We start from the raw sequence: 24,720 nt of genomic DNA on the forward strand, positions 1-24,720 counted from the left end.
ACCCCGTTATCAGCGCAGCTTGAGGGTTGAGAAACCGACGAGGACCAGGATCATCGTCACGATCCAGAACCGCACCACGACCTTGGTCTCCTTCCAGCCCTTCTGTTCGAAATGGTGGTGCAGCGGCGCCATGAGGAACACGCGGCGTCCCGTGCCATAGCGCTTCTTGGTGTACTTGAACCAGCTGACCTGGATGATCACGGACAGCGTCTCGGCGACGAACACGCCGCCCATGATGAACAGGACGATCTCCTGGCGCACGATGACGGCGATGGTGCCGAGCGCGCCGCCCAGCGCCAGCGCGCCCACGTCGCCCATGAACATCTGCGCGGGGTGCGCGTTATACCAGAGGAACGCGAGGCCCGCACCGGCCATCGCGCCGCAGAAGATCAGCAGTTCGCCGGCGCCCGGGATGTGCGGGATGAACAGGTATTTCGAATACGTCGCGTTACCGGTGAGATAAGCGAACAGGCCCAGCGCGCCGCCGACCATCACGGTCGGCATGATGGCGAGGCCGTCGAGACCATCGGTGAAATTGACGGCGTTGGAGGCACCCACGATCACGCAGTACGTGAGCGCGATGAAGCCCCACACGCCCAGCGGATAGCTGATGGTCTTGAAGAACGGGACGATCAGGTCGGCCTTCGGCGGCAGGTCCATCGAGAAGCCGGACTGCACCCATGCGAAGAACAGCTGCCACACTTCCCACGGCGTCGCGGCCGACACGGAGAACGCGAGGTACAGCGACGAGGTGATGCCGATCAGCGACATCCAGAAGTATTTTTCGCCCGAGCGCATGCCCTCGGGGTCCTTGTAGACGACCTTGCGGTAATCGTCGACCCAGCCGATGGCGCCGAAGCCCAGCGTGACGACGAGGACTGGCCAGATCAGGCGGTTCGAGAGGTCGCACCACAGCAGCGTCGAGACGCCGATCGCGATCAGCACGAGCACGCCGCCCATGGTCGGGGTGCCGTGCTTGGACAGGTGCGTCTGCGGACCGTACGTGCGCACGGCCTGGCCGACCTTCATCTCGGTGAGCTTGCGGATCACGGCCGGACCGCACAGCATGCCGATGCTGATCGCGGTGATGGTCGCGAAGACGGCGCGGAACGTGATGTAGTTAAAAACGCGCAGCGGACCCAGATAGTCCTGAAAATATTGTGCGAGCCAAAGCAGCATAAGTCTAGTGGGCTTCCTTGCCGGTGTTGGTTGATGCGGTCAGGTGTTGGACCACGCGTTCCATCTTCATGAAGCGCGAGCCCTTCACCAACACAGTTGCGTCAGATTTGCTGCCCAGTTTTTGATCCAGTGCTGCCAATAATTCGTCGAACTGCTCGTGGTGTTGCGCTCCCGATCCGGTCATGTGGCGAGCCAGTTCGCCGGTCGCGAGCACGGTGTCGATGCCGCGGCTTGCGGCATACGCACCGATTTCCTGGTGAAACTCAGGTCCTTGCGTGCCAACCTCGCCCATGTCGCCCAGCACGAGGATGCGCGGCGACGGGTACTGCGCGAGCACGTCGATGGCGGCGCGCACTGAGTCGGGGTTGGCGTTGTATGTATCGTCGATGATCGTGGCGCCGTTCGCGGCCTGCTTGCGCTGCAGGCGGCCGCTCACGGGCGCGAAGGCTTCCAGGCCGCGCACGACGGCATCGACGGGGATGCCCGCCGCGAGCGCGCAGGCGGTGGCGGCCAGCGCGTTGCGGACGTTGTGGACGCCGGCGGCGTTCAACTTGATCGTAAACTCAGCCGCGTCGCCCCCGTGAAAACGGGGGCCCATGCTGACGTCGGGTTGAGGCGCATGTTGCTGGTCCTGCGCGCCCGGCACGGGTTCCCGCTTCCGCGGGAACGACGTAACTTTGAGCTCGCTGCCGAAATCTGTCGTCGTGTACGTCGCGCGCACATCGCAATCGTCGGTCAGGCCGAACGTCAGCACTTCGCGCTCGCCCGCCAGTCCGCGCCACAGGTCGGTGTATTCGTCGTCGCCCGGGAACACGGCCACGCCGTCCGCCGGCAGCGCCTGCAGCACGGCGCCGTTCTCGCGCGCCACCGCTTCCACGGTGTGCATGAATTCCTGGTGCTCGCGCTGCGCGTTGTTGACGAGGGCGACGGTCGGCGCGGCGATGGCGGCCAGGCGCGCGATCTCGCCCGGGTGGTTCATGCCCAGTTCCACGACGGCGGCCTTGTGCGCTTCCGTCAGGCGCGTCACGGTCAGCGGCACGCCGATCTCGTTATTCAGGTTGCCCTGCGTGGCCAGGCGTCCCTCCGCGCCGAAGGCGGCCGTGAGGATGGACGCGATCATTTCCTTGACCGTCGTCTTGCCGTTGCTGCCGGTGACGCCGATGACGGGGATGGCGAAGCGGCGGCGCCAGAAGTTGCCGATGCGGCCCAGCGCGACGAGCGTGTCCGGCACGACGATGGCCGGCAGCGGATAGTGGTCGGGGAGCTTTTCGACGACGACGGCGGCGACGGGCTTGTCGACCAGCTGGCCGAGGAAGTCGTGCGCATCGAAGCGGTCGCCGCGCAGGGCGACGAACAGCGACCCCGGCATCACCTGCCGGCTGTCGGTCGACACACCCTGGAAGTACGCGTCGCGCGTGACGCGCGCGCCCTCGATGGACGACATCACTTGCTCGATCGAGCCACGAATCATCAGACAGTCCTCATCATGGTGAGCCGCGCGGTCAGCGCCAGCGCGGCGTGGTCGGCATCGGAAAACGGAATCTTCCGGCCCTTGATTTCCTGATACGGCTCATGGCCCTTCCCCGCCAGCAGGATCACGTCCGGCTTGGCGGCATGCTTCACGGCCGACAGGATCGCGGCGGCGCGGTCCTCGATGGCCTGGTGCGTCGAGGTCGGATGATGCGGGTCCATGCCGGCCACGATCTGCTCGATGATCGCGCGCGGCTCCTCGCTGCGCGGGTTGTCGCTCGTGACGAGCACGTGCTCGGCCATCTGGGCGATGCGGCCCATCTGCGGACGCTTGCCCGGATCGCGGTCGCCGCCGCAGCCGAACACGCACCACAGCTGGCCGCCCCGCTCCTGCGCGACCTGGCGCAGCGCTTCGAGCGTCTTTTCCAGCGCGTCCGGCGTGTGCGCATAATCGATCACGACCATCGGCGTATCCTGGCCGCCCAGCTGCTGCATGCGGCCCGGCGCCGGCACGAGCGCCTCGACGGCGTCGAGCGCGGCGCGCAAGTCGACGCCTTTCGCCAGCAGCGCGCCCAGCACGGCCAGCACGTTGCTCGCGTTGAAGTGGCCGACCATGTGCGTGCGCGCGACCGCGCTGCCATACGGCGACTCGATGTGGAATTCGCTGCCGTTCGAACGGCTGCGCAGGCTCGATGCGCGCAGCACGGCCACGCCGTCCAGCTCCGGTCGCATTTGCCCCCCCTTGTGCACCGCGCGCAGCGTGTAGCCGAGGACGGCGACATCGGGACGCGCGGAACGCAGGTGCCGCGCGATGCGCACGCCCGCTTCGTCGTCCAGGTTGACGACCGCCGTCTTCAGGCCCGGCCAGTCGAACAACTGGCGCTTCGCCGCTTCGTACGCCGCCATGTCGCCGTGATAGTCGAGGTGGTCGCGCGTGAGGTTCGTGAACACGGCCACGTCGAAGTGCATGCCCGCCGTGCGGTGTTCGACGAGGCCGATCGACGACACTTCGATCGCGAGCGACGTCGCGCCCGCGTCGCGCAGCCTGGCGAGTTCCGACGCGAGCAGCACGGCGTCCGGCGTCGTGTAACCGGTGACGTCGAATTCCGGGTCGGCGCGGCCGCGCACGAGGCCGACGCCCAGCGTGCCGATGACGGCCGTGGTCTCGTTCAAGTGAGCGAGCGCCTGCGCTGTCCACAGCGCGCACGACGTCTTGCCGTTCGTGCCCGTGACGCCGATGGTGAACATGGCTGCATCGGGCGCGCCGTAGACCGCATGCGCGATCGGGCCGGCGTTCTTTTTCAGGTCCCGCGCAGCGAGATGCGGCACATTCAGCGTTTTGTCGAACGCCTGCGCGTCCGACTCCCAGGCGAAATCGCGGTCGTCGAACACGACGGCGGCGGCGCCGTTCTCGATGGCGGAGCGGATGAAGCGGCGGCCGTCGGCAGCCTCGCCCGGATAGGCGAAGAACACGTCGCCGCCGCGCACGCGGCGCGAGTCGGAAACGAGACGGCCGCCTGGTGCGGCGGCCTTGATCCACTGGACGATGTTCGGCGTCTCGGCCATCAATTACTCTCCTCGAGCGGATGTTCCGGAATGATGATGTCGGTGACCGTGGAGTCGGGCGGCACGTTGGCGGCCCGTAGCGCATTCGCGGCCAGCGCCGCGAACGTCGGCGCCGCGACCGCGCCGCCGGTGTGGAACGGTCCGGACGGATCGTCGATCATCACGGCAATGACGAAGCGCGGGTTCGACATCGGCGCGATGCCGACGAAGTTGCCGACGTAGTGCGTCTGCGAATAGCGGCCGTTGATGACTTTCTGCGCCGTGCCGGTCTTGCCGCCGACGCGGTAGCCGGCGACCTGCGCCTGCGACGCCGTACCCTGCGGGCTCACCACCGATTCCACCATCGTGCGGACCTGGGCCGCGGTCTTCGGCGAGATGATCTGCTGGCCGACCGGCTTCTCGGTCACCTTCTGGAACGACAGCGGGATGACGTCGCCGTCGCGCGCGAAGATCAGCCAGGCATGCGCCAGCTGCAGCAGCGACATCGAGATGCCCTGGCCGAACGACATGTTGGCCTTGGCGACGGTCCGCCACGATTTGTAGGGACGCACGCGGCCGGCCGCGGCGCCCGGGAAACCGTAGCGCGGCGCCTGGCCGAAGCCGACCTTGGTGAACATCTCCCACATCTCCTGGGCCGACAGCATCTCCGAGATCTTGGTCGTGCCGATGTTGGACGACTTCTGGATGATCGTGGTGACGTCGATGACGCCGTGCGGGTGCGTGTCGCGGATCGTGTGGCCGCCGGTCTGGTAACGGCCGTTGCCCGTGTCGAACAGCGTGGTCGGCTTGATCAGGCCCTTGTCCAGCGCCAGCGCGACGGTGAACGGTTTCAAGGTGGAACCCGGCTCGAACGTGTCGGTGATGACGCGGTTGCGCAGCTGCTCGCCGGTCAGGCGCGAGCGGTCGTTCGGGTTATACGTGGGCCAGTTGGCCAGCGCCAGCACCTCGCCCGTGTGCACGTCCAGCACGAGGGCGGCGCCGGCCTTGGCGTGGAACTTCTCCACCGCGTCCTTGATGCTGTTGAAGGCGATGTACTGCAGCTTGGAATCGACGGACAGCGTGAGGTCCTTGCCGTCGTGCGGCTCGCGCGACAGGCCCACGTCCTCGACGATGCGGCCCAGGCGGTCCTTGATCACGCGCCGGCTGCCGGTCTTGCCCACGAGGTTCTTCTGCTGCGCGAGCTCGATGCCTTCCTGGCCCACGTCCTCGACGTTCGTGAAGCCGACGATGTGCGCCATCACCTCGCCCTGCGGGTAGTAACGCTTGTATTCCTTGCGGGTGTCGATGCCGTCGATGCCGAGCTTCTCGATTTTGGCGATGACGTCCATCTCCACCTGGCGCTTCAGGTAGACGAAGGTGCGGTCGGAATCGAGCTTCTTTAAGAGGTCGGCCTCCGGCAGGTCGAGCAGCTGCGCCAGTTCGCGCAGCTTCGGACGCGGCGAATTCAGCACGTCCTCGGGGATCGCCCACACGGCCTTCACGGGCAGCGACGACGCGAGCACGATGCCGTTGCGGTCGAAGATCTTGCCGCGCGTGGCCGGCAGTTCGAGCGTGCGCTCGTAGCGGCTCGCGCCCTGCTTCTGGAGGAACTGGTTGGAGACGCCTTGCAGCCACAGCGCGCGCCCGGCCAGCGCGAGGAACGCGGCGAACAGCACGAACAGGACGACGCGCGAGCGCCAGTCGGGCAGGCGCACGGCCAGCACGGGGCTCTTGGAAAACGCCACGCCCTTGGCGGCGGCGACGCGGGATCCGTTGGTGCCGGCCTTCATTTACCGCCTTCCGTCAGGTATTGGGTACGCGCCGGGGACAGCGGTGCCATGTCCAGCTGCGAGCGCGCGATCTGTTCGATGCGCTCGTTCTTGCCGAGGGTGGATTGGTCGAGCTGGAGCTGCGCCCAGTCGATCTCGAGCTGGCGCTGCTGCTGCAGCAGCTTTTCCTGGTCGATGAACAGGTGGCGCGCCTGGTAGCGCGCGTTCACGACCGACAGCGCGCAGCCGACGAGGAGCACCGTCAGCACGACGTTCAGCTTGCCGCTCATCGGGCTCCCTCCGGCGCGTCCACGCCCAGCCGCTCGGCCACGCGCAGCACCGCCGAACGGGCGCGCGGGTTGGCGCCGACTTCCACGTCGGACGGTTTCGTCTTGCTGATCAACTTCATCAAGGGCTTGGGCAAGTCGACGGCGCGGATCGGCAACCGGCGATCCGGTTGCTCGACCTTGGCCTTCGACGCCAGGAACTGCTTGACCATGCGGTCTTCCAGCGAGTGGAAGCTGATCACCGACAGGCGAGCGCCGGGCTTCAGCAGTTCGAAGGCGGCGTTCAGACCTGCTTCAAGGTCCTCAAGCTCTTGATTGATGAAAATCCGGATAGCCTGAAAGGTGCGGGTTGCCGGATCCTTGCCTTTCTCCCGGGTTTTGACCGCGTTTGCCACGATTGCGGCAAGCTGTCGTGTGGTTGAAATTGGTTCGACTGCCCGGCCAGCAACAATCGCCTTTGCAATCTGAAAAGCAAACCGTTCTTCTCCATAATCCCGAATCACCTTTTCCAGTTGTCTCTCCGGCACTTCGGCCAGCCAGGCGGCGGCGGAAATGCCCCGTGTCGTATCCATCCGCATGTCCAGGGGACCATCGTTGCGGAAGCTGAACCCGCGGCTCGCATCGTCGACCTGGGGCGAGGAGATGCCCAGGTCCAGCAGGATGCCGTCGACCTGGTGCACGCCCCGTGCCGCCAGCGCTTCGCGCATCGTCGCGAAGCTGTCGTGCACGATCGAGAAGCGCGGATCGTTCATCTGCTCGGCCGTCGCGATCGCCTGGGGATCCTTGTCGAAACCGATCAGGCGCCCCTCGGGCGCCAGTTTCGACAGGATCAGCCGGCTATGACCGCCGCGGCCGAACGTGCCATCTATATAAGTACCCGCAGCGCGCTCGCCTTCGAGGGCGAGTGCATCGACTGCTTCATCCAGCAGCACCGTACGATGCTGCAAACCGGGCACCGGCTGAGTCACATTCATGCGGCGCCTTAGAAGGAGAAATTGGAAAGGACATCGGGCATGCCACCCGCGACGGCTTGGGCCTCGTTTTCTGCCAGCTTGGCGGCGTCCCAGATCTCGAAATGGGTCCCCATCCCGAGCATCATCACTTCCTTCTCCAAACCAACTGCATTGCGCAGCTCGGGCGAAATGAGCACCCGACCCGCGCCGTCCATCTCGACATCGCAGGCGTTCCCCAGGAAAATGCGTTGCCACGCCCGCGCCGACATCGGCCAGGCGGCGATCTGTTCGCGATGCTCTTCCCACACCGGGCGCGGGAAGAACAACAAGCAACCATGTGGGTGTTTCGTGAGCGTCATACGGCCTTCACATTGCTGCATCAAGGCGTCGCGATGCTTGGCCGGTATTGACATCCGTCCTTTGGCATCGAGATTGATCGCTGACGCGCCCTGAAACACGTTGTACCTAGTTTTGGAGAGTTATCAGTCTGATTATTTTTAGGCGCCGGGAGATACACCGATCTCCCACAAAACTGCACTTTTTGCCACCGTTTCCCACTTTAGAGGAAGCGTTGTCTGTGGTCAAGCGAATTCACGTTTAGAAAACGGCGAAATTGCCAATGAAACCAATGACTTAGCGAACTTACTTGACGGAACCTCAAGTAAAAATGTTGAGCAAAATTAGGCACTTAGGTAAAACAATGCATGTGCCACCTCATCTGCACACATGTGTTTTACCCTTGATAAAGGACAAGACTTGACTGTCAGTAGGTTGCCATATGGCAACACAGACAGCACGGCAGAAAGCGCGATTCGATCACGTGCGCGTTAGAATGAAAGCGAGGCGATCACCCGGCCGTTTCCGGCTCGCTTGACGGTTTTTTCGGGGAGCCCAGTAGTATAAGTGAGTCCGTACTATCGCGCAGGAGTTTTGCCATGAGCCTTACCTTGGCCCGCAGCCGTGCCGTCTACGATCTCAATGAAGTACAGGGCGCGCTCGACCGTAGCCGCGGACGTTCGCCCGAGCTCGAAGCGTTCTACGAACGCATGCTCGAGACCGGCGCCGAACGTTTCGTCACCACCCCCTCTTCCATCGACGCCCTCGACCCGCTGTTCGAGGAATGTCCGAATTTCGACGAAGTGCTGGACGACCTCGCGCGCTATTTGCGCCTGGCCCATGCCGGCGATAAGGGTTTTAACGTCATGCCGATCCTGCTGCTGGGCGGCCCGGGCGTGGGCAAGACCCATTTCGCCAAGCGCCTGGCGAAGGTCATGCACACGGACTGTGAGCTGATCAGCATGAATGCGCTGTCGGCCGGCTTCGTCATCACGGGCAGCTCGGCCAGCTGGCGCGGGGCCAAGTGCGGCAAGGTGGCCGAACGCCTCGTGCGCGGCCAGTTCGCGAATCCGGTGATCGTGCTGGACGAGGTGGAAAAGGCGACGGGCTCCTCGCAATCCGACCCGCTCGCGGCGCTGTATCAGTTACTGGAACCGGAAACGGCCAGCGCCTTCCGCGACGAATTCATCGACGTCGACATCGACGCCTCGCAGATCTTCTGGGTGCTGACGGCGAATTCCACCGAAGGCATCCCGCACCCGCTGCTGAACCGGATGGCCGTCTATGAAGTCCCGGCACCGACGCCGGAACAGGCCGCCGGCATCGCCCAGCGCATGTATGCCGGGCTGCTGCGCGAGCTGAATTTGGCGGCGTTCGATCCGTTCCTGGGCGACGGCGTGCTGGACAAGCTCGCGGGCGTGTCGCCGCGCGACCTGCGCAAGACGTTACTGGATGGGCTTGGCTATGCGGTCGCGGATGGGCGCGCGCACGTGAAGGTGGACGACATCCGCCTCAAGCCCACGCCGGGCAAGGGGCGGATCGGGTTTTAATCAAAGATCAGAACTCTTCCCACTCGTCGCCCGCGCCGGCGCTGGCCAGATGCCTGGCACGCGGCCGCTCTGTCGACGCCTTGGCCGGCGCGGCCGGCTTCTTCCGCACCGGCGGCGCGATAGCCGGCGCCGCCTGTTTCGGCTGCACGGCGGGCACGGTCGCGGCCCGGTCAGGCGCACCGCCCAGCCGGAACACGGCGACGGTCTGCGACAGCTTGGATGCCTGCTCGCGCAGTTGCTCGGACGCGGCGGCCGCTTCCTCGACGAGCGCGGCATTCTGCTGCGTGGCCTGGTCCATCTGGGAAATCGCGAGCTGTACCTGCCCGATGCCGTCGGTCTGCTCCTGGCTCGCGGCGCTGATCTCGCCCATGATGTCCGCCACGCGGCGGATGCTCTCGACCACGTCGCGCATCGTCGTCCCGGCCTGGTCGACGAGCCTGCTGCCGTCGTCCGCCTTCTGGACAGAGTTGTCGATCAGCGCCTTGATTTCCTTCGCGGCGGCCGCGCTGCGCTGCGCCAGGCTGCGCACTTCCGACGCCACCACCGCAAAGCCCCGTCCCTGCTCGCCGGCGCGCGCCGCTTCGACGGCCGCGTTCAGCGCGAGGATATTGGTCTGGAAGGCGATGCCGTCGATGACCGCGATGATGTCGACGATCTTGCGCGCCGATTCGTTGATCGCGCCCATGGTGTCGACCACTTCCGCCATCACCGCGCCGCCCTTCTCCGCCACTTCCGATGCGGACACGGCGAACTGGTTCGCCTGGCGCGCATTGTCCGCATTCTGTTTCACCGTCGACGTCAGTTCTTCCATCGACGACGCCGTTTCTTCCAGCGACGACGCCTGCTCCTCGGTGCGCGACGACAGGTCGGCGTTGCCGGACGCGATCTGCTGCGACGCGGACGCGATGGTCTCCGTGCCGCTACGCACTTCTCCGACGATATTGACCAGCGCTTCGTTCATGTCGCGCAGGGCTTGCAGCAACTGGCCGGTTTCGTCCGCCGAGTGCACCTCGATCCGCGTGCTGAGGTCGCCAGTGGCCACGGTGCGCGCCACGTCGACGGCTTGCCGCAGCGGCCGCGTGATCGAACGCGTGATCCAGACCGCCACGATCGTGCCGAGCACGAGCGCGACGGCCGCCAATCCCATCAGCCACGCGATCGTCGACTGGTACGTCTCCTCGGCACGGTGGCCGCTGTCGAGCACGCGCCTATCCTGAAACTTGATCAATTCCCGCACGGCGTCGAAATAGCCGCGCTGGTCCTTGCGCACCTGGGTCAGCAGGAAGGTCGCGGCTTCCGGCTTTTTACCGGCATCCATCATGTCGAGAAAGGCCTGCTGCGACGTGCGGTACACCTCCCGCGCATCCTGCACGGCTTTCAGCTTGACCTTGCCTTCGTCGGATTTGATCAGTGCCGCCAGCTTGTCGAGATTGACAGTGTTTTCCTGCCTGTTCTGGAGCACGGTCTGCCGTTCCCGCGCCACTTCCTCCGGTTTGTCCCACAACAGCATGTTGCGCATGGCGCGGGCATTACGGTTCACGACATCGAGGCTTTCGTAGGCAACGACCGTTTTCGGATAATCCTCGTCGACGATCCTCGACGTCCCTTCGTTCAGCCGCTGCAGGCTGGCGATACCGAACCAGATGCATGCCGCCAGCAACCCGAGCAGCAGCGCAAAGGCGCCGCCCAGCCGAGTACCGATTTTCCAATGTTTGATATTCATGTCGCCTTCCATTCGTCGGGACCAGCCGGCAGCTTACGTGATTGCATCAAAGCATTGTTTGATGTCGGTCGACGTTGCCGACATGAAAATCCTCAGGCGCCATCCCTCAAGACCGCTTCCCCCGTCCTCGGATTCGTCAGCGTAACGTTCTCGAGCGCTTTGATGCGCCAGGCGCCGGCCTGCCGCGTCAGCACGGCAAGGATCAGCGTGTCGACGGCATGGGGACCGGCCGGATGCGCCGCACCGGCCGCGAGGCGGCTCCAGAAGTGCACGACCGCCGCATCGGCGCCGATCGGGATCACGTCGATCAACGCGTTGTCGAGCGTGGAATCGCTGTAGACGGTGGCGTGGATCGGCACGTGCATCTCGACGATCGCGTCGATGCCGCGTACGTAGCGGCCGAACCGGTTCACGAAGGTCGCATCGTCGTGGAACAAAGTGCGCAAGGCTTCCATGTCGTGGCGGTTCCAGGCGGCCTGGAACGCCAGGGGTGCATCCTCGGGGCGGGTCATGATCGTCATTGGGTCCTCATCGATATTTATTAGTGCATTTCAATGTCCAGCCGGACGGCCCGCCGGGCGGTTGGCCGCGGCCGCACCAGCAAGACCACGATCGCGATCATCGCGACGACGCCCAGCGCGGCCATTCCCTGCACCGCCGCCAGCGCAATGGCCATGTCCGGCCAGCGTTCGGACAGCGGCACGAGCAACGCGATGCCGACGGCACTCCCCAGCTGCTGGCAGGCCGAGGCTGCGCCGGACGCCACGCCTTGCCGGTGTGCCGGGACGCCCATCGTCGCCGTGGCAAACATGATCGTGAACGTCATGCCCATGCCCGCGCTGTACAGCAACAGGCCCGGCAGCAGACCGGCATAACCGCTTGCCGCCGCCATCGCCCAGGCCGTCAGCAGCATGCCGACGCCCCCGGACACCAGGCCGATCAGCAGACCGTGCCGCGGTCCGAGACGGCCCGCAACGCGGCCTCCCAGCGATGACATCACGATGATGACGCAATACAGCGGTACGTAGGCAAGGCCCGCCTGCCAGACCGGAAAATGCAGCACCGACTGAAAATACATGGTCAGGAAATACAGCAGCGAGCCGAACGTGGCACTGAACAGCAGGATCACGGCGAGGCCCGGCGCCAGGCCCGGGGCCGCGAACAGGGACGGCGGCAGCAGCGGGTCGCGGACGCGCTGTTCGATGGCGACGAATCCCGCCAGCAGCAGCACGCTCGCCAGACCCGCCGCGACGATGGGTGCCGCGCCCCAGCCATGTTCGGGACCACGCACGAGCACGTAGACGAGCAGCGTCATGCCGAGCGTACCCGCGAGCGCCCCGGCCGCATCAACGTCGCGCGGTCCGGTGCGCGCCGGATCCGGTGCGATCACGAACCATGCGGCGAGCGTCCCGGCAACGACGAGCGGCACGTTGACGAGGAACACGGCACTCCAGCCGAATGCCTCCGTCAGCAGGCCGCCAGCCAACGCGCCGAGCGCCATGCCGCTGCCGCCCACGCCGGCCCAGACGGACAGGGCGAAGTGTCGTTCGTGTCCCTCCGCGAAGTTGACGGTAATGAGCGACAGCGTGGCCGGAAACAGCAAGGCCGCGCCGGCACCCTGCACGGCGCGCGCCGCCAGCAACAGCCCGGGGCCCGCCGCGAGGCCGCCCGCGAGCGACGCGAGTCCGAACAACGCGAAGCCGGCGACGAGCATCCTGCGCCGGCCGAACAGGTCGCACGCGCGGCCGCCGAGCAGCAACAGCCCGCCATACGGAACGATGTACGCGCTGACCACCCATTGCAACGTCTGCGGCGTGAAGCCGAGGGCCGTGCGGATCGACGGCAGCGCCACGAAGACGATCGTATAGTCGAGCGAGATGATGAGGTGGGCAAAGGCCAGCAAGGCGAGCGCGGCGAGGTGGCGCCCGCGCGGCGCGGACGTCGATGATGTCGTGTCGGTCATGGGTTCCTCCTGTTGACACGGGCATTATCGAAGCGGCGCCGGCGCCTCCGCCATCATCGATTTTGCATGCCCTGGCCACGGGCGTACAGGGCGGGCGCGTCAGGACGCCGTGCACTCCAGCCGGGTCGGCAATTCCGCCGCCAGGAAATCGACGAGCGCGCGCAAGCGGACGTTCTCGCGCATGTCGGCGTGGAAGCCGAGGCGCAGGTCGAGTGCCGGATCGGACGCCGGAACAACGAGGCGGTGCAACTGCGCGAACGATTCGCCCAGCGGACGGGGCACGTGTCCGATCGCCTCCCCGGCCAACGTCGCGGCCACGACCGTATGCATGTCGCCGGCGCGCAGTATGACGTGCGCATCGGGCAGCACCGCGCGGATCCATGCGTCGTGCAGGAATACGTCCTCCTGCGGTTCGATCAACACCAGGCGGTGGCCGCGCCCCTGCTGCGCCGGGTCCGGCAGACCGTGGCGTTCGATGTAGCCGGGAGCGGCGAACAGGCTGTAGGGAACGGTGGCGAGGCGACGCTGGATGAGGTTGTCCTGTTCGATCCGGCGGAACGCAACGCTCAGGTCCGCCTCGCGGGCCGCCAGATTGAAATTGCGCTTTTCGTTGATGAGCCGCAGCGTCAACCCGGGGTGCTGCGCGCCGAAGCGTGCCAGCAGGGGCGCCACGAAGGCGGCGCCGAGCCAGTCGATGCTGGTAATCGTCAGCGCGCCTTCAAGGCCGTCCCCGGTCGCCGCCAGCTTACGCAGTACACCTTGTGCTTCGGCATCCATGCGCTCCAGGCCAGCGAGCAGTCCGGCACAGGCGGCGGTCGGCACCATGCCGTACATGTCGCGGTCGAACAGCTGGATGGCGAGACGCCCTTCGATGGCGGCCACGCGGCGGCTCACGGTCGGCTGGGTCAGGCCGAGGACGCGCGCAGCACCGTTGAGCGAACCATGCCGCGCAACCGCGAGCAGGACGCGCAGGTCATCCCAGCCGGGACCGATCGTCATGTGTGCCATCCTCAGAAAATCGACGCCAGCAGCAAGCCTCCGCAGACCGCCACGTTGCTGAAAAAACCGTTCGCGGCGCCAAAGCGCTCCCGGCCCGACAGGCGCCAGAAGTCGAGCAGGGTTACGCTGGCGCAAGTCGTAAATGCGAGCAATGCAATCGCGCTGGCGTGGCGCGACGGCTGCCAGAGCAACCCCAGGCCGGCCACGATCTGCACGGCCGACCCGGCGGCAAGCATCGCCCGGGGCGCGGGCCAGCCGCGGACGGCCAGCATACTGCACATTTCGCGGAAACGGAGAAAGTGAGCACAGCCCGCGCGTACGAAATTCAGGGCGATACACGCGAGCGCAACCATCGATACTGCGGACATGAGCATTCTCGAGAATGAGGAAAACCCGATTCTCGGGTCCGCCGCGCCCTGATGCCATCATCGATTTTGCATGCCCGGTCTGCGTGGTGCGCGTTCACACTGTCGCCATGTCCTCGACCCGCAAATAATTGACGAGTTCATCGCGCTCGAACGATCCATCCCACTGTTTTTCGCCTAGCAGTTGCGGCAATGCGCTGTGGGCCAGCAGCGCGTGGAATCTATCCTTGATGAGTTGCGGCCGGATGTCGCGGACGCGCACCCGCGACACCTTGCGCGATAAATCCATCACGATCCCGAACAGGATCCAGTCGAGCTGCAACAGCAGCATGCTGGCCGACTGGATCGCCCGCGGCGCAATGCTCGTTTCGTACAGCCGGGCCACCGACGATTGCCGCGCCTCGGCGTCGTCGCCGGCATCTCCCGTCAATTCCTCCGGCCACCAGGCGAGTACCTGGTTCAGCAGGCACGCGAAATCGGCATGGTCGGGAAGGATGATTTGCCCATCAAACATAAAAGAAAGGTAAGAAATATTACCGGGCAGTATATCGATCAAAGTGAACGAAAAGCTCTCACAATTTCACCATTAAAAGGAATCGCACTGTTCAGATTGCATACGGGTCTGCGAACGTTGCTCATGGCATTCATAGATAACGGTTTATAGTCCATAAAACGCTATCTATGAAACCATTTCGTAGAAAAAGCCTTTATAGATAATCGCTTACTTGCTGTAAGACGCGTTCTTTGATAGCCTCGAAACATGCCCAAAAAACTTTCAAATGCCGACATGTGGCCGACGCTCGTGCAGGAGCGCCTGGTCGAATGGGGCCGCTGCGTCAATGTGCAGCGTATGCAGCAGCGCATCACGGCGGCCGACCTGTGCCGCCGGCTGGGCATTTCGGAAGCCACGCTGCGGCGCCTGGAACGGGGTGATCCCGGCGTCGGTGCCGGGGCCTACCTGAATGCGCTGCTGACCCTGGGCATGGCGGATGAAGCCACGCCAGCCTTGAAACCCGAACTCTGGCGCAAGGCCCCGGGCAAGCGGGTCCGGCCGACGCGACAGGAGCAAGGGGCCACATCCGATGCCGATTATTTCTAAGCCGTTGTACGTGTACCTGCAGCGCCCGGACGACGGCGCATGGGTCACCGTGGGCCGCTACGTGGCCAGCGCGCCCGGCGAAGGCACGTTCATGTATGCGCCGTCGTATGTCGACAGCGGACTTGCGTGGGCGATCGATCCCGTGAACCTGCCGTTCGTACCCGGCACCCAGTACAGGACCCGGCATTACCGGGGATTGCACGACGTCCTGCGCGACGCGTGTCCGGATGCCTGGGGCCAGGCCTTGTTGCGGCGCGAATACAACCTGCCCGCCGACGCCCCGCCGTTGCAATACCTGATCAAGGCCGGCAATATCGATCGCTGGGGCGCGCTCGCCGTCGGGTCGACACCCCGGTTTTCCGGCGCGGCGCTGAACAGTCCTCCCTTGCCCCTGCTCGACCAGCTGGTCGAGGAACTGGCCGCGCTGGCGGAACACCGGCCACCGGTCCGGCCCGCCATCCGGCGGCGGCTGGTGCAGACGGCCAGCGTCGGCGGCGCGCGTCCGAAGACGACCGTACGCGATGACGCCGGCGCCTTCTGGCTGGTCAAGCCGCGGATGCTCATGGACCCGGCCGACATCCCACGCCTCGAACACTTCGCCCTCGAATGGGGCGCGGCGAGCGGGCTGGATGTGGCGGAAACCGTCCTGCATCCAGGGCCGGGAGGCCGCAGCGTCCTGCGCGTGCGCCGCTTCGATCGCGACGGCGGCCGGCGCTTCATGTGCGTCAGCGCGGCGTCCCTGCTGCAGGCGGAATATCCGGACAATCCGGCCCACACCGACCGCTGGAGTTACCCGCGCCTGGCCGAAGAACTGCGCCGGGTCGGCGCACCGCCGGAGGATGGTATCGAACTGTTCGGCCGCATGGTCTTCAACGCCGTCTGCGGCAACGACGACGACCATGTGCGCAACCACGCGATCGTCCATGGGCAAGGCCGCAAGGGCTGGCGCCTCGCGCCGGCGTTCGACGTCGTGCCGAATCCGGCAGAAACGCCGCGTCGCCTGGTCATGCAACTGTCCAGGGGGCGCTTCGACATCGCGCGGGACGCCGTCCTCGGCGACGCCGTCCGCTTCGGTTTCACGGGGCGCGACGCCTGCGCGGCGTATCTCGACGCGCTGCTGGCGCGCATCGAGGCGGCGTTTCCGCTGGCCGCCGCGTGGCTCACGGACGACTGGCGCGCGACGCTGCACGCGCGGATGACGGCGAACCTCGCGATCCTGCGCGGCACGTAGCCCTACTCGTCCACCTTCGCATCCTCGCTCTTGGCCGCTTCCATCGCCTCCGGCTCGAGCATTTCCGCCGATTTGTTCATGCGGATGAACACGCCCCAGCCGGCCATCAGCAGCCCCGCCGCGACGAGCACCGACGCCGCGTGCGGCAGCAGTTCCGGTTCCTCGTGCAAGGCCTTGAACGTGCCGACCAGCCCCTCGATCGACAGCGCGACCACGACGACGACCATGAAGCGCGACAGGTAGCGGCGCACGCGCGTGGGCGCGCTGATGTGGGCGTCGCGCACGACTTCTTCCTCGGTGATGGTCTGCGCGATCTGCAGCGAGACGACGGCGATGGCCAGCAGGCCGATCGCCTCGATGGCCATTTCGGCGCTCTCCTCGGCCTCGGCACCGACCGCCTGCCAGCCGGTCTGCACGGCCAATACCGTGATCAGCACGGACACGAGCACGAACAGGAAGCCGAGCACCGCGTGCGCGGTCGAAAAGAAAAACTTCAGGAATTTCAAAGACGCCTCCGGTCGCAACGCATCGATGACAAGGTTGCATCGATTGTGCCCGAACCGCGCCGGCGCGGCCGCACGCGAGCGTCAGTGGTGTTCCGGCACCGCCCACGCGCGCGCATGCGCGACCGCGCGCGACCAGCGCGCCATCATCTCGTCGCGCCGCGCGGCCGGCAGCTGCGGCTCGAACCGGCGCTCGCTCTTCCACTGCGCCGCGATCTCGTCGCGCGACGCCCAGAAGCCGACGGCGAGACCGGCGAGGCAGGCGGCGCCGAGGGCCGTCGTCTCGGTCACCTGCGGCCGCACGACGGGCACGCCCAGCAGGTCGGCCTGGAACTGCATCAGGAGGTCGTTGCGCGCGGCGCCGCCGTCGGCGCGCACTTCGTGCACGACGCAGGCGGCGTCCTTCTGCATGGCGGCCAGCAGTTCCGCGCTCTGGTAGGCGATGGCTTCGACGGCGGCACGGGCGATGTGCGCGGCCGTCGTCCCGCGCGTCATGCCGACGATGGTGCCGCGCGCATACGGGTCCCAGTGCGGTGCACCGAGGCCGACGAAGGCCGGCACGAGCATCACGCCGCCGCTGTCCGGCACCGACAAGGCGAGCGCCTCGACGTCGGCCGACTGCTTGATGATGCCGAGGCCGTCGCGCAGCCATTGCACGGTGGCGCCGCCCATGAACACGCTGCCTTCGAGCAGGTAGTCGGTGTGGTTGCCCACGGTCCAGCCGACGGTGGCGAGCAGGCGGTTGTGCGACTGCGGCGGCGTGTCGCCCGCGTGCATCAGCATGAAACAGCCGGTGCCATACGTGTTCTTGACCATGCCGCGCCGGTGGCAGGCCTGGCCGAACGTGGCCGCCTGCTGGTCGCCCGCGATGCCCGCGATGGGGATGGCGCGGCCGAACCAGGCCGCGTCGGCCTCCGCGACGATGCCGGAACTGGGCACGACTTCCGGCAGCATCGACGCCGGCACGCCGCACAGGGACAGCAGTTCCGGGTCCCAGCGCAGGCTGTTGATATTGAAGAGCATAGTGCGCGCCGCGTTGCTCGTGTCCGTGACGTGGCGTCCCGTCAATTTATACGTGAGCCAGCTGTCGACGGTGCCGAACGCCAGTTCGCCCCGCTCCGCGCGCGCACGTGCGCCCGGCACGTGCGTGAGCAGCCATTGCAGCTTGGTCGCGGAAAAATAGGCATCCAGTTCGAGACCCGTCTTGCGCTGGATGAGGGGGGCCTTGCCCGCGGCGCGCAGGTCGTCGCAGAGTTCGGCCGTGCGCCGGTCCTGCCAGACGATGGCGTGGCACAGCGGTTCGCCCGTGCGGCGGTCCCACACGACGGTCGTCTCCCGCTGGTTCGTGATGCCGATGGCCGCGACGTCGCCCGCATCGATGCCGGCCTCCGCCAGCACCTGGCGCGCGCATGCGAGCTGGCTGTTCCAGATGTCGAGCGGGTCGTGTTCGACCCAGCCGGGCTGCGGGAAATGCTGGGGATATTCCTGCTGGGCGATGCGCACGACCTGGCCCTGGCGGTCGAACAGGATGGCGCGCGAACTGGTGGTGCCCTGGTCGAGGGCGAGGATGTAACGCATCGTCGTCGAGCTCCCCGGACCGTGAATCATGTGTAAAGCAGGCCGATAGGCCGGATTCTGTGTAACGCCCTTGCGGACGCTATGACAGCCATTCCTCTAGGCGCCGAATTACTCCGGCGCTCAAGCTTCCTACCCGCACGCTCCGCGAGCAACATCAACGCGTGCCTATTTGGAATTGCTCCGAGTGGAGGTTACCGCGTTTCACCGTAACTTAATACGCTCGTCTCTGTGGCCCTATTCCTCGCCTTATACCCGGCTTGCGCCGGGCTTTCGGCGGACGGCCGTTAACCGTCACCCCGCTCTGTGGAGTCCGGACCTTCCTCCCGTCCACGACCTTGCGGCGTGGACCAGCGGCTGTCTGGCCTGCTTCACGGGCTGCATTGTACAGGATTACGTAGCTGCCATTTGTGAAAGGTCGTGTCGCTATTTGAAAAGCCAGCCCAGGGCGAGTTGCATAGAATGCCCGGATTCCATCGTGATAAGGATGACCTCACCATGACGCACCCCTCCCGCAGCGGCGGCCAGATCCTGGTCGATGCGCTCCAGGTCCACGGCGTGGACACTGCCTTCGGCGTGCCCGGCGAAAGCTACCTCGACGTGCTCGACGCGCTGCACGACTCGAACATCCGCTTCGTCATCAATCGCCAGGAAGGCGGCGCGGCGTTCATGGCCGAGGCCTACGGCAAGCTGACGGGCAAGCCCGGCATCTGCTTCGTCACGCGCGGCCCCGGCGCAACGAACGCCTCCATCGGCGTGCACACCGCGTACCAGGACTCCACCCCGATGATCCTGTTCATCGGCCAGGTCGGCACCGACTTCATGGACCGCGAAGCGTTCCAGGAAATCGACTACCGCCGCATGTACGGCCAGATGGCGAAATGGGTCGCGCAGATCGACCGCGCCGAACGCATCCCCGAATACATGGCGCGCGCGTTCCAGGTGGCGACGAGCGGCCGTCCTGGCCCGGTCGTCCTCGCGTTGCCGGAAGACATGCTCGTGGCGCGCGCGGAAGTCGCGGATACGCGCGGCTACCAGCCGACGCAGGGCGCGCCGTCTGCCGCGCAGATCGCACGACTACGCACGCTGCTGGCACAAGCGAAAAAGCCCCTGCTGCTGCTGGGCGGGGGCACGTGGACGGATGCGGCGTGCGCCGACGTGCAGAAATTCGCCGAGGCGAACGCCCTGCCCGTCGCGTGCGCGTTCCGCTTCCAGGATCTGCTGGACAACGAGCACCCGCACTACGCGGGCGACGTCGGCATCGGCATCAATCCGAAGCTGGCCGCACGTGTAAAAGAGGCCGACGTGCTGATCGCGTTCGGCCCGCGCCTGGGCGAGATGACGACGAGCGGCTACTCGCTGCTGGCATCGCCCGTGCCGCGCCAGCGCCTCGTGCACATCCATCCCGATCCGGAAGAACTGGGCAGCGTCTACCAGGCCGAATTGATGATCGCGAGCGGCGCGCCGCAGGCGGCATCGATGCTGGCGGCGATGGAGCCGGTCGATGCAGCGGCATGGCGTCACACGGTCGAGGAAGCGAAGGCCGAGCTGCGCGCGTGGCAGGAGCAGCCGCCGATCTTCAAGGACGGCACCGCGCCGCTGGACCTGTGGCAGATGGTGCAGGACCTGCAAGCCGCCCTCCCGCGCGACACGATCATCACGAACGGCGCGGGCAACTACGCGACGTGGGCGCACCGCTTCTGGCGCTACGGCGCGATGCGCACGCAGCTCGCCCCGACGAGCGGCGCGATGGGATATGCCGTTCCCGCCGGCGTGGCGGCCAAGATCGTGAGGCCGGAGCGCACCGTCGTCACCTTCGCGGGCGACGGCGAATTCATGATGACGGGCCAGGAACTGGCGACCGCGGTGCAGTACGGCGCCGGCGTCATCTTCCTGGTCTTCAACAACGGCATGTTCGGCACGATCCGCATGCACCAGGAACGCGAATACCCGGGCCGCGTGTCGGGCACGCAGCTGCACAATCCGGATTTCGCCGCGCTGGCGCAAGCGTACGGCGGGCACGGCGAGGCGGTCGAGACGACGGCCGGTTTCGGCCCGGCGCTCGAACGCGCCATCGCGTTCACGCGCACGCACAGGCTGCCGGCGCTGATCGAGCTGCGCTACGACGGCAACCTGATCACGCCGGGCGCCACCCTGGACACCATCCGCCGCAACGCGCAGGCGGCCAAGGCGGGCTGATCCTCAAGCCACGGCCAGGCCACGCAGGGCCGGGACGACGTCATGCAGGCGCGCCACTTCGAAGGTGGGCAGCGCATGCGTGTCGTTGGCGAGGCCGCCGGGATTGAACCAGCAGCTTTCGATGCCGAAGCGGTTGGCGCCGAGGATGTCGGCATCGAGGCGGTCGCCGACGATGATCGTTTCCGCATGCGTGAACGCGCGCGCCATTTTGACGGTGTAGTCGAAGAAGCGGCTGTCCGGCTTCGCATGGCCGCACGCCTCCGACGTCGCCACGAACGACACATGGTCGCGCAGCCCGGCACTGGCGATGCGGCGGTGCTGGATCTGCTCGACACCGTTCGTGATGATGCCCACCTCGCCGATGGCGGCCAGGGTCGCGCAGAGTTCCCGCGCGCCGTCGATGAGGACAACCGTGTCCGACAGCGATTCGAGGTACAGGCGGCTGGCCGCTTCCGGATCGAGGTCGAGACCGCTCTTGGCGAAGGTCTGGCGGAAGCGTTCCACCTTCAGGAAATCCTTGGAGACAGTGCCCGTCTCGAAGCTTCGCCACAGTGCCGTATTGATGGCCTGGTAGCGGGCAAACAGCCCGTCGGGAAGCGCGGCCAGGCCCAGTGCACGCATCGTGCGGTCGAACGACAATTGTTCGGAAGCTTTGAAGTCGAGCAGGGTGTCGTCGAGGTCGAAAAGAAAAAGTCTGTGTTTCATGGCGCTGCAACCGCAAGGTGTCCTTCGGAAATAACAGGATACCAGCAGCGCAGATTACATGCCGAGGTTGCCGTCGAGTCCCAGTTCGGCCGGCCACGGCACGGGCGCGTCGAAGGCGCTGGCGGGACTGGATGGATGAGTCAGGAACAGGGCGACAAGGGCAATGAAGAGCCAGACGATGACATTGCGCAGCGATGGCGCCGAACTGCCCACCACGTGATCGCCGGCGATGAGTCTCTTGATAAACCTGGATACGTTCACGATCGTCCCTCGGTGACGCGTCTTCTTATCGATGGTCACAATTTACACCCGTTACGTACTAAATTCCAGCACGGTGAGCGGAGTGGTATTGTTGAGCTGTATTCTAGCCACATTATGGTCGAGCAGGCGCACCTCAGAAGTGTGTTCCCGCTCTGGTAGAATACGCGCGACCCTATCCGGCATTCCGCCGCCCTCCCGAATACACAATGTTTAGTTTCTTCAAAAAGAAAAAACCTGAAGCCGAGACGCCGGCTGCGGTCGAACCCGCGGTGCCCGTGGCCCCGGAGGCTGAAGCGCCGGGCGTCGCCGCGCCAGCCGAGCAGCCGGGTTTCCTGCGCCGCCTGTTCGGCGGTGGCGATGACGCACCCGCCGCGCCCGAGGAAGTTGTTGCGGGCGCTTCGACGGCCTACGAAGGCCAGTTGTTCCCCGAAACCGCCGAACGTCCCGTCAGCGAAGCGGAAGCCAGGCGTTCCTGGATGTCGCGCCTGAAGGCCGGCCTGGCCAAGACGTCGAGCAACCTGTCGCTGCTGTTCGTCGGCGCGCGCATCGACGAAGACCTGTACGAGGAACTCGAATCCGCCCTGCTGATGTCCGACGCCGGCATGGACGCCACGCAATTCCTGCTGGACAACCTGCGCCGCAAGGTGAAGGAAGACAAGCTGCTCGACGCGGCCGCCGTCAAGGTGGCGCTGAAGGGGCTGCTGGTCGACCTGCTGCGTCCGCTGGAAAAGCCGCTCGAACTGGGCCGCCATGAGCCGCTCGTGATGATGATCGCGGGCGTCAACGGCGCCGGCAAGACGACGACCATCGGCAAGCTGGCCAAGCACATGCAGCGCCATGAACAATCCGTGCTGCTGGCCGCCGGCGACACGTTCCGCGCCGCCGCGCGCGAGCAGCTGATGGTGTGGGGCCAGAGAAATAACGTCACCGTGATCTCGCAGCAGTCGGGCGACCCGGCCGCCGTCGCGTTCGACGCCGTCCAGTCGGGCAAGGCGCGCGGCGTCGACGTCGTCATGGTCGACACCGCCGGCCGCCTGCCCACGCAGCTGCACCTGATGGAAGAGCTCAAGAAGATCAGGCGCGTGATCGGCAAGGGCATGGAAGACGCGCCGCACGAAATCCTGCTCGTCATCGACGGCAACACGGGCCAGAATGCGCTGGCGCAGGTAAAGGCGTTCGACGACGCGCTGCAGCTGACCGGCCTCGTGATCACGAAGCTGGACGGCACGGCCAAGGGCGGCATCCTGGCCGCCATCGCACGCACCCGTCCGGTGCCGGTGTACTTCATCGGCGTGGGCGAAAAGCTGGAGGACCTGCAACCCTTCAGCGCCGACGAATTCGCCGAGGCGCTGCTGGGATAATACGCACGATGATCGAATTCCAGTCCGTCTCCAAGAAGTACTCGGATTCCGCCGACACGCTCGCGCTGTCCGACGTATCCCTGAACATCGCCAAGGGCGAGCTGGTGTACCTGGCCGGCCCGTCCGGCGCCGGCAAGTCCACGTTGATGAAAATGGTGGCCGCCATCGAGCGTCCCACGTCCGGCCGCGTGATCGTGAACGGGCAGGACGTCGGCCGCATCCGCAAGGCCGGCATCCCCTTCCTGCGCCGCAACCTCGGCCTGATCTTCCAGAACCAGCGCCTGCTGAACGACCGTCACCTGCTGGCCAACGTGATGCTGCCGCTGATCGTCACCGGCGCGCCCAGGGCGCAAGCCGAACAGCGTGCCCGCGCGGCGCTGGACAAGGTCGGCCTGCTCGACCGCGCCTTCGCCCTGCCGCTGGAACTGTCCGGCGGCGAACAGCAGCGCGTGGCGATCGCCCGCGCCATCGTCAACCGCCCGCAGATCATCCTGGCCGACGAACCGACCGCGAACCTCGACCGCGCCGCGGCCGACAAGGTCATCGACGCGCTGCACGCATTCCACGCCGTGGGCGTCACGTGCGTCATCTCGACCCACGACGACCAGATCCTGGACAGCGCCGCGCGCGTGATCCGCCTCGAACACGGCCATGTGACGGGAGGTGGCGCATGAACATCTGGTTCCGCCAGCACCGCTTCGCCCTCGGCGCCGCGCTGTCCCACGTGCGCAAGGCGCCGGGCAGCTTTTTGTTCAACGTGCTCGTCGTCGCCGTCGCGCTGGCCCTGCCCTTCGCCGGCGTCACCCTGCTCGACAATGTGCGCCCGTTATCGCAAGAACTGTCCGTCGATCCGGAAATCAGCCTGTTCCTCAAGACCGACACCCCGCGCGACCAGGCCCTGGCCCTCGCGCCGCAGCTGCAGCAGATCCTGCACGGCAGCCATGCGAAGGTCAGCTTCGTGCCGCGCGAACAGGCGCTGGCGAGCCTGAAGGAAAAGAGCGGTCTCACGGACGTGATCGAGACGCTGGGCGACAACCCGCTGCCGGACAGCTATGTGATGAAGCTGGAAGGCTTCGCCAGCGGCGCCGACGCCGCGCGCGTGGACGGCCTGGCCGATCAAATGCGCGCCCTGCCGGACGTCGACTCCGTGCAGATCGACTCGGCCTGGGTGAAGCGCCTCGCAGCCCTGCTGGGCATACTGCGCCTGGCGCTGCTGCTGCTCGCGATCACGCTGGGCGTCGTCGTGATCGCCGTCGTGTTCAACACGATCCGTTTGCAGGTACTGACGCAGCGCGAGGAAATCGCCGTGTCGAAACTGCTGGGCGCGACCGACAACTTCATCCACCGCCCGTTCTACTACACGGGCGCCCTGCTGGGCCTGTGCGCGGGTGCGGTGGCGCTGGGTGCCGTTACGCTGGCGCTGCGTCCGCTGAACACGGCAATCGCCGAGTTCGCCCGGCTGTACGCATCGGAATTCCAGCTGGCGCCCCTGCCGCCGCTGGGCATGGCGGCCTTGCTGGCGATCAGTGCCGGGCTCGGCCTCGTTGGGGCCATGTTGTCGGTGCAGAGGCATCTGGCGCGGCTGAAATAATTCGTCGACGCTGAGCCAAAAACAACAAACCCGCCACGAAGGCGGGTTTTGTTTTG

Annotated in this window: 24 protein-coding genes and 1 other RNA gene; 7 read left to right on the forward strand and 18 right to left on the reverse strand. The window is 66.0% G+C overall.

Going from position 1 to position 24,720, the window contains the following annotated elements; genetic code table 11:
* Window positions 1-9 precede the first annotated feature (9 nt).
* Genes mraY through mraZ form a run of 7 tightly spaced genes read right to left on the reverse strand, consistent with a single transcriptional unit; the run spans window position 10 to window position 7,661 of the window.
* A complete protein-coding gene (gene mraY / locus ACEN9G_RS07035) occupies window positions 10-1,179 on the reverse strand; it encodes a phospho-N-acetylmuramoyl-pentapeptide-transferase (RefSeq protein WP_056122815.1) in 1,170 nt (389 codons plus the stop codon).
* A gap of 4 nt (window positions 1,180-1,183) precedes the next feature.
* A complete protein-coding gene (locus tag ACEN9G_RS07040) occupies window positions 1,184-2,650 on the reverse strand; it encodes a UDP-N-acetylmuramoyl-tripeptide--D-alanyl-D-alanine ligase (RefSeq protein ID WP_413339742.1) in 1,467 nt (488 codons plus the stop codon).
* A complete protein-coding gene (locus tag ACEN9G_RS07045; RefSeq protein WP_413339740.1) occupies window positions 2,650-4,215 on the reverse strand; it encodes a UDP-N-acetylmuramoyl-L-alanyl-D-glutamate--2,6-diaminopimelate ligase in 1,566 nt (521 codons plus the stop codon). The genes ACEN9G_RS07040 and ACEN9G_RS07045 overlap by 1 nt, the downstream gene beginning before the upstream one ends.
* On the reverse strand, window positions 4,215-5,984 hold the full coding sequence (locus tag ACEN9G_RS07050) for a peptidoglycan D,D-transpeptidase FtsI family protein (RefSeq protein WP_413339739.1): 1,770 nt from the start codon (window positions 5,982-5,984) through the stop codon (window positions 4,215-4,217). Before ACEN9G_RS07050 ends, ACEN9G_RS07045 begins: the two co-directional genes overlap by 1 nt.
* Window positions 5,981-6,253 (reverse strand): cell division protein FtsL, encoded by a 273-nt coding sequence (gene ftsL, locus ACEN9G_RS07055; RefSeq protein ID WP_413339737.1) that lies wholly within the window; start codon window positions 6,251-6,253, stop codon window positions 5,981-5,983. Before ftsL ends, ACEN9G_RS07050 begins: the two co-directional genes overlap by 4 nt.
* Window positions 6,250-7,224, reverse strand: coding sequence for a 16S rRNA (cytosine(1402)-N(4))-methyltransferase RsmH (gene rsmH, locus ACEN9G_RS07060; protein ID WP_413339735.1), 975 nt, complete (start codon window positions 7,222-7,224; stop codon window positions 6,250-6,252). The genes ftsL and rsmH overlap by 4 nt, the downstream gene beginning before the upstream one ends.
* An 8-nt stretch (window positions 7,225-7,232) precedes the next feature.
* Complete coding sequence (gene mraZ / locus ACEN9G_RS07065; RefSeq protein WP_036229930.1) at window positions 7,233-7,661, reverse strand: division/cell wall cluster transcriptional repressor MraZ; 429 nt, start codon at window positions 7,659-7,661, stop codon at window positions 7,233-7,235.
* Window positions 7,662-8,138: 477 nt separating this feature from the next.
* On the opposite strand from mraZ, the gene ACEN9G_RS07070 reads away from it, so the two are divergent.
* Window positions 8,139-9,089 (forward strand): AAA family ATPase, encoded by a 951-nt coding sequence (locus ACEN9G_RS07070; protein WP_413339734.1) that lies wholly within the window; start codon window positions 8,139-8,141, stop codon window positions 9,087-9,089.
* A 7-nt stretch (window positions 9,090-9,096) separates the two neighbouring features.
* On the opposite strand, the gene ACEN9G_RS07075 is transcribed toward ACEN9G_RS07070, so the two are convergent.
* The 6 genes from ACEN9G_RS07075 to ACEN9G_RS07100 all read right to left on the reverse strand — a co-directional run bounded on the left by ACEN9G_RS07075 (window position 9,097) and on the right by ACEN9G_RS07100 (window position 14,695).
* Entirely contained in the window at window positions 9,097-10,812 is a 1,716-nt protein-coding gene (locus ACEN9G_RS07075) for a methyl-accepting chemotaxis protein (RefSeq protein WP_413339733.1), read from the reverse strand.
* Window positions 10,813-10,904: 92 nt separating this feature from the next.
* Window positions 10,905-11,333 carry a YybH family protein gene (locus ACEN9G_RS07080; protein ID WP_413339731.1) on the reverse strand — a complete coding sequence of 143 codons (429 nt, stop codon included), beginning with the start codon at window positions 11,331-11,333 and terminating at the stop codon, window positions 10,905-10,907.
* A gap of 20 nt (window positions 11,334-11,353) precedes the next feature.
* Window positions 11,354-12,775, reverse strand: a complete 1,422-nt coding sequence (locus tag ACEN9G_RS07085) for an MFS transporter (protein WP_483126525.1) — start codon at window positions 12,773-12,775, stop codon at window positions 11,354-11,356.
* A 99-nt stretch (window positions 12,776-12,874) separates the two neighbouring features.
* Entirely contained in the window at window positions 12,875-13,774 is a 900-nt protein-coding gene (locus tag ACEN9G_RS07090) for a LysR family transcriptional regulator (RefSeq protein ID WP_413344182.1), read from the reverse strand.
* An 11-nt stretch (window positions 13,775-13,785) separates the two neighbouring features.
* On the reverse strand, window positions 13,786-14,142 hold the full coding sequence (locus tag ACEN9G_RS07095; RefSeq protein WP_413344184.1) for a hypothetical protein: 357 nt from the start codon (window positions 14,140-14,142) through the stop codon (window positions 13,786-13,788).
* Between the two features lie 94 nt (window positions 14,143-14,236).
* On the reverse strand, window positions 14,237-14,695 hold the full coding sequence (locus tag ACEN9G_RS07100; RefSeq protein WP_413344186.1) for a hypothetical protein: 459 nt from the start codon (window positions 14,693-14,695) through the stop codon (window positions 14,237-14,239).
* Window positions 14,696-14,899: 204 nt separating this feature from the next.
* Here ACEN9G_RS07100 and ACEN9G_RS07105 point away from each other — a divergent pair, with 204 nt between their 5' ends.
* Both ACEN9G_RS07105 and ACEN9G_RS07110 read left to right on the forward strand, forming a co-directional pair.
* Window positions 14,900-15,238: a helix-turn-helix domain-containing protein gene (locus ACEN9G_RS07105; RefSeq protein WP_413344188.1), complete on the forward strand. Its 339-nt coding sequence runs from the start codon at window positions 14,900-14,902 to the stop codon at window positions 15,236-15,238.
* Window positions 15,222-16,469 carry a type II toxin-antitoxin system HipA family toxin gene (locus ACEN9G_RS07110; RefSeq protein ID WP_413344190.1) on the forward strand — a complete coding sequence of 416 codons (1,248 nt, stop codon included), beginning with the start codon at window positions 15,222-15,224 and terminating at the stop codon, window positions 16,467-16,469. The genes ACEN9G_RS07105 and ACEN9G_RS07110 overlap by 17 nt, the downstream gene beginning before the upstream one ends.
* A gap of 2 nt (window positions 16,470-16,471) precedes the next feature.
* On the opposite strand, the gene ACEN9G_RS07115 is transcribed toward ACEN9G_RS07110, so the two are convergent.
* The 3 genes from ACEN9G_RS07115 to rnpB form a co-directional block, all read right to left on the reverse strand.
* Window positions 16,472-16,975, reverse strand: coding sequence for a hypothetical protein (locus ACEN9G_RS07115; RefSeq protein WP_483126526.1), 504 nt, complete (start codon window positions 16,973-16,975; stop codon window positions 16,472-16,474).
* 81 nt (window positions 16,976-17,056) lie between these two features.
* Entirely contained in the window at window positions 17,057-18,550 is a 1,494-nt protein-coding gene (gene glpK / locus ACEN9G_RS07120) for a glycerol kinase GlpK (RefSeq protein ID WP_483126527.1), read from the reverse strand.
* Window positions 18,551-18,580: 30 nt separating this feature from the next.
* Window positions 18,581-18,920, reverse strand: an RNA gene (gene rnpB / locus ACEN9G_RS07125) — RNase P RNA component class A.
* 125 nt (window positions 18,921-19,045) lie between these two features.
* On the opposite strand from rnpB, the gene ACEN9G_RS07130 reads away from it, so the two are divergent.
* Window positions 19,046-20,746: a thiamine pyrophosphate-binding protein gene (locus tag ACEN9G_RS07130; protein ID WP_413337563.1), complete on the forward strand. Its 1,701-nt coding sequence runs from the start codon at window positions 19,046-19,048 to the stop codon at window positions 20,744-20,746.
* Between the two features lie 3 nt (window positions 20,747-20,749).
* On the opposite strand, the gene ACEN9G_RS07135 is transcribed toward ACEN9G_RS07130, so the two are convergent.
* Entirely contained in the window at window positions 20,750-21,451 is a 702-nt protein-coding gene (locus ACEN9G_RS07135) for a YjjG family noncanonical pyrimidine nucleotidase (protein ID WP_413337564.1), read from the reverse strand.
* Between the two features lie 54 nt (window positions 21,452-21,505).
* Window positions 21,506-21,751, reverse strand: a complete 246-nt coding sequence (locus ACEN9G_RS07140) for a hypothetical protein (RefSeq protein ID WP_483126528.1) — start codon at window positions 21,749-21,751, stop codon at window positions 21,506-21,508.
* 167 nt (window positions 21,752-21,918) lie between these two features.
* Between ACEN9G_RS07140 and ftsY the strand changes: the two genes are divergently transcribed.
* The 3 genes from ftsY to ftsX are packed head-to-tail and all read left to right on the forward strand — an operon-like array spanning window position 21,919 to window position 24,664.
* Entirely contained in the window at window positions 21,919-23,073 is a 1,155-nt protein-coding gene (gene ftsY / locus ACEN9G_RS07145) for a signal recognition particle-docking protein FtsY (protein WP_413337566.1), read from the forward strand.
* 8 nt (window positions 23,074-23,081) lie between these two features.
* A complete protein-coding gene (locus ACEN9G_RS07150; protein WP_413337567.1) occupies window positions 23,082-23,747 on the forward strand; it encodes a cell division ATP-binding protein FtsE in 666 nt (221 codons plus the stop codon).
* Window positions 23,744-24,664, forward strand: a complete 921-nt coding sequence (gene ftsX, locus ACEN9G_RS07155) for a permease-like cell division protein FtsX (protein WP_413337568.1) — start codon at window positions 23,744-23,746, stop codon at window positions 24,662-24,664. The genes ACEN9G_RS07150 and ftsX overlap by 4 nt, the downstream gene beginning before the upstream one ends.
* Window positions 24,665-24,720: the final 56 nt, after the last annotated feature.

This window comes from Massilia sp. Masssp94, from assembly GCF_059491305.1.

What these genes read in the sequence shown, in the direction of transcription:
- ACEN9G_RS07040 (WP_413339742.1), bottom strand. Translation starts at nt 2,650, where the DNA reads ATGATTCGTGGCTCGATCGAGCAAGTGATGTCGTCCATCGAGGGCGCG.
- ACEN9G_RS07090 (WP_413344182.1), bottom strand. Translation starts at nt 13,774, where the DNA reads ATGACGATCGGTCCCGGCTGGGATGACCTGCGCGTCCTGCTCGCGGTT.
- ACEN9G_RS07105 (WP_413344188.1), top strand. Translation starts at nt 14,900, where the DNA reads ATGCCCAAAAAACTTTCAAATGCCGACATGTGGCCGACGCTCGTGCAG.
- glpK (WP_483126527.1), bottom strand. Translation starts at nt 18,550, where the DNA reads ATGCGTTACATCCTCGCCCTCGACCAGGGCACCACCAGTTCGCGCGCC.
- ACEN9G_RS07075 (WP_413339733.1), bottom strand. Translation starts at nt 10,812, where the DNA reads ATGAATATCAAACATTGGAAAATCGGTACTCGGCTGGGCGGCGCCTTT.
- ACEN9G_RS07130 (WP_413337563.1), top strand. Translation starts at nt 19,046, where the DNA reads ATGACGCACCCCTCCCGCAGCGGCGGCCAGATCCTGGTCGATGCGCTC.
- ACEN9G_RS07050 (WP_413339739.1), bottom strand. Translation starts at nt 5,984, where the DNA reads ATGAAGGCCGGCACCAACGGATCCCGCGTCGCCGCCGCCAAGGGCGTG.
- ACEN9G_RS07095 (WP_413344184.1), bottom strand. Translation starts at nt 14,142, where the DNA reads ATGTCCGCAGTATCGATGGTTGCGCTCGCGTGTATCGCCCTGAATTTC.
- ACEN9G_RS07085 (WP_483126525.1), bottom strand. Translation starts at nt 12,775, where the DNA reads ATGACCGACACGACATCATCGACGTCCGCGCCGCGCGGGCGCCACCTC.
- ACEN9G_RS07080 (WP_413339731.1), bottom strand. Translation starts at nt 11,333, where the DNA reads ATGACGATCATGACCCGCCCCGAGGATGCACCCCTGGCGTTCCAGGCC.
- ftsY (WP_413337566.1), top strand. Translation starts at nt 21,919, where the DNA reads ATGTTTAGTTTCTTCAAAAAGAAAAAACCTGAAGCCGAGACGCCGGCT.
- ACEN9G_RS07045 (WP_413339740.1), bottom strand. Translation starts at nt 4,215, where the DNA reads ATGGCCGAGACGCCGAACATCGTCCAGTGGATCAAGGCCGCCGCACCA.
- ACEN9G_RS07110 (WP_413344190.1), top strand. Translation starts at nt 15,222, where the DNA reads ATGCCGATTATTTCTAAGCCGTTGTACGTGTACCTGCAGCGCCCGGAC.
- mraY (WP_056122815.1), bottom strand. Translation starts at nt 1,179, where the DNA reads ATGCTGCTTTGGCTCGCACAATATTTTCAGGACTATCTGGGTCCGCTG.
- ftsX (WP_413337568.1), top strand. Translation starts at nt 23,744, where the DNA reads ATGAACATCTGGTTCCGCCAGCACCGCTTCGCCCTCGGCGCCGCGCTG.
- ACEN9G_RS07150 (WP_413337567.1), top strand. Translation starts at nt 23,082, where the DNA reads ATGATCGAATTCCAGTCCGTCTCCAAGAAGTACTCGGATTCCGCCGAC.
- ftsL (WP_413339737.1), bottom strand. Translation starts at nt 6,253, where the DNA reads ATGAGCGGCAAGCTGAACGTCGTGCTGACGGTGCTCCTCGTCGGCTGC.
- rsmH (WP_413339735.1), bottom strand. Translation starts at nt 7,224, where the DNA reads ATGAATGTGACTCAGCCGGTGCCCGGTTTGCAGCATCGTACGGTGCTG.
- ACEN9G_RS07070 (WP_413339734.1), top strand. Translation starts at nt 8,139, where the DNA reads ATGAGCCTTACCTTGGCCCGCAGCCGTGCCGTCTACGATCTCAATGAA.
- ACEN9G_RS07135 (WP_413337564.1), bottom strand. Translation starts at nt 21,451, where the DNA reads ATGAAACACAGACTTTTTCTTTTCGACCTCGACGACACCCTGCTCGAC.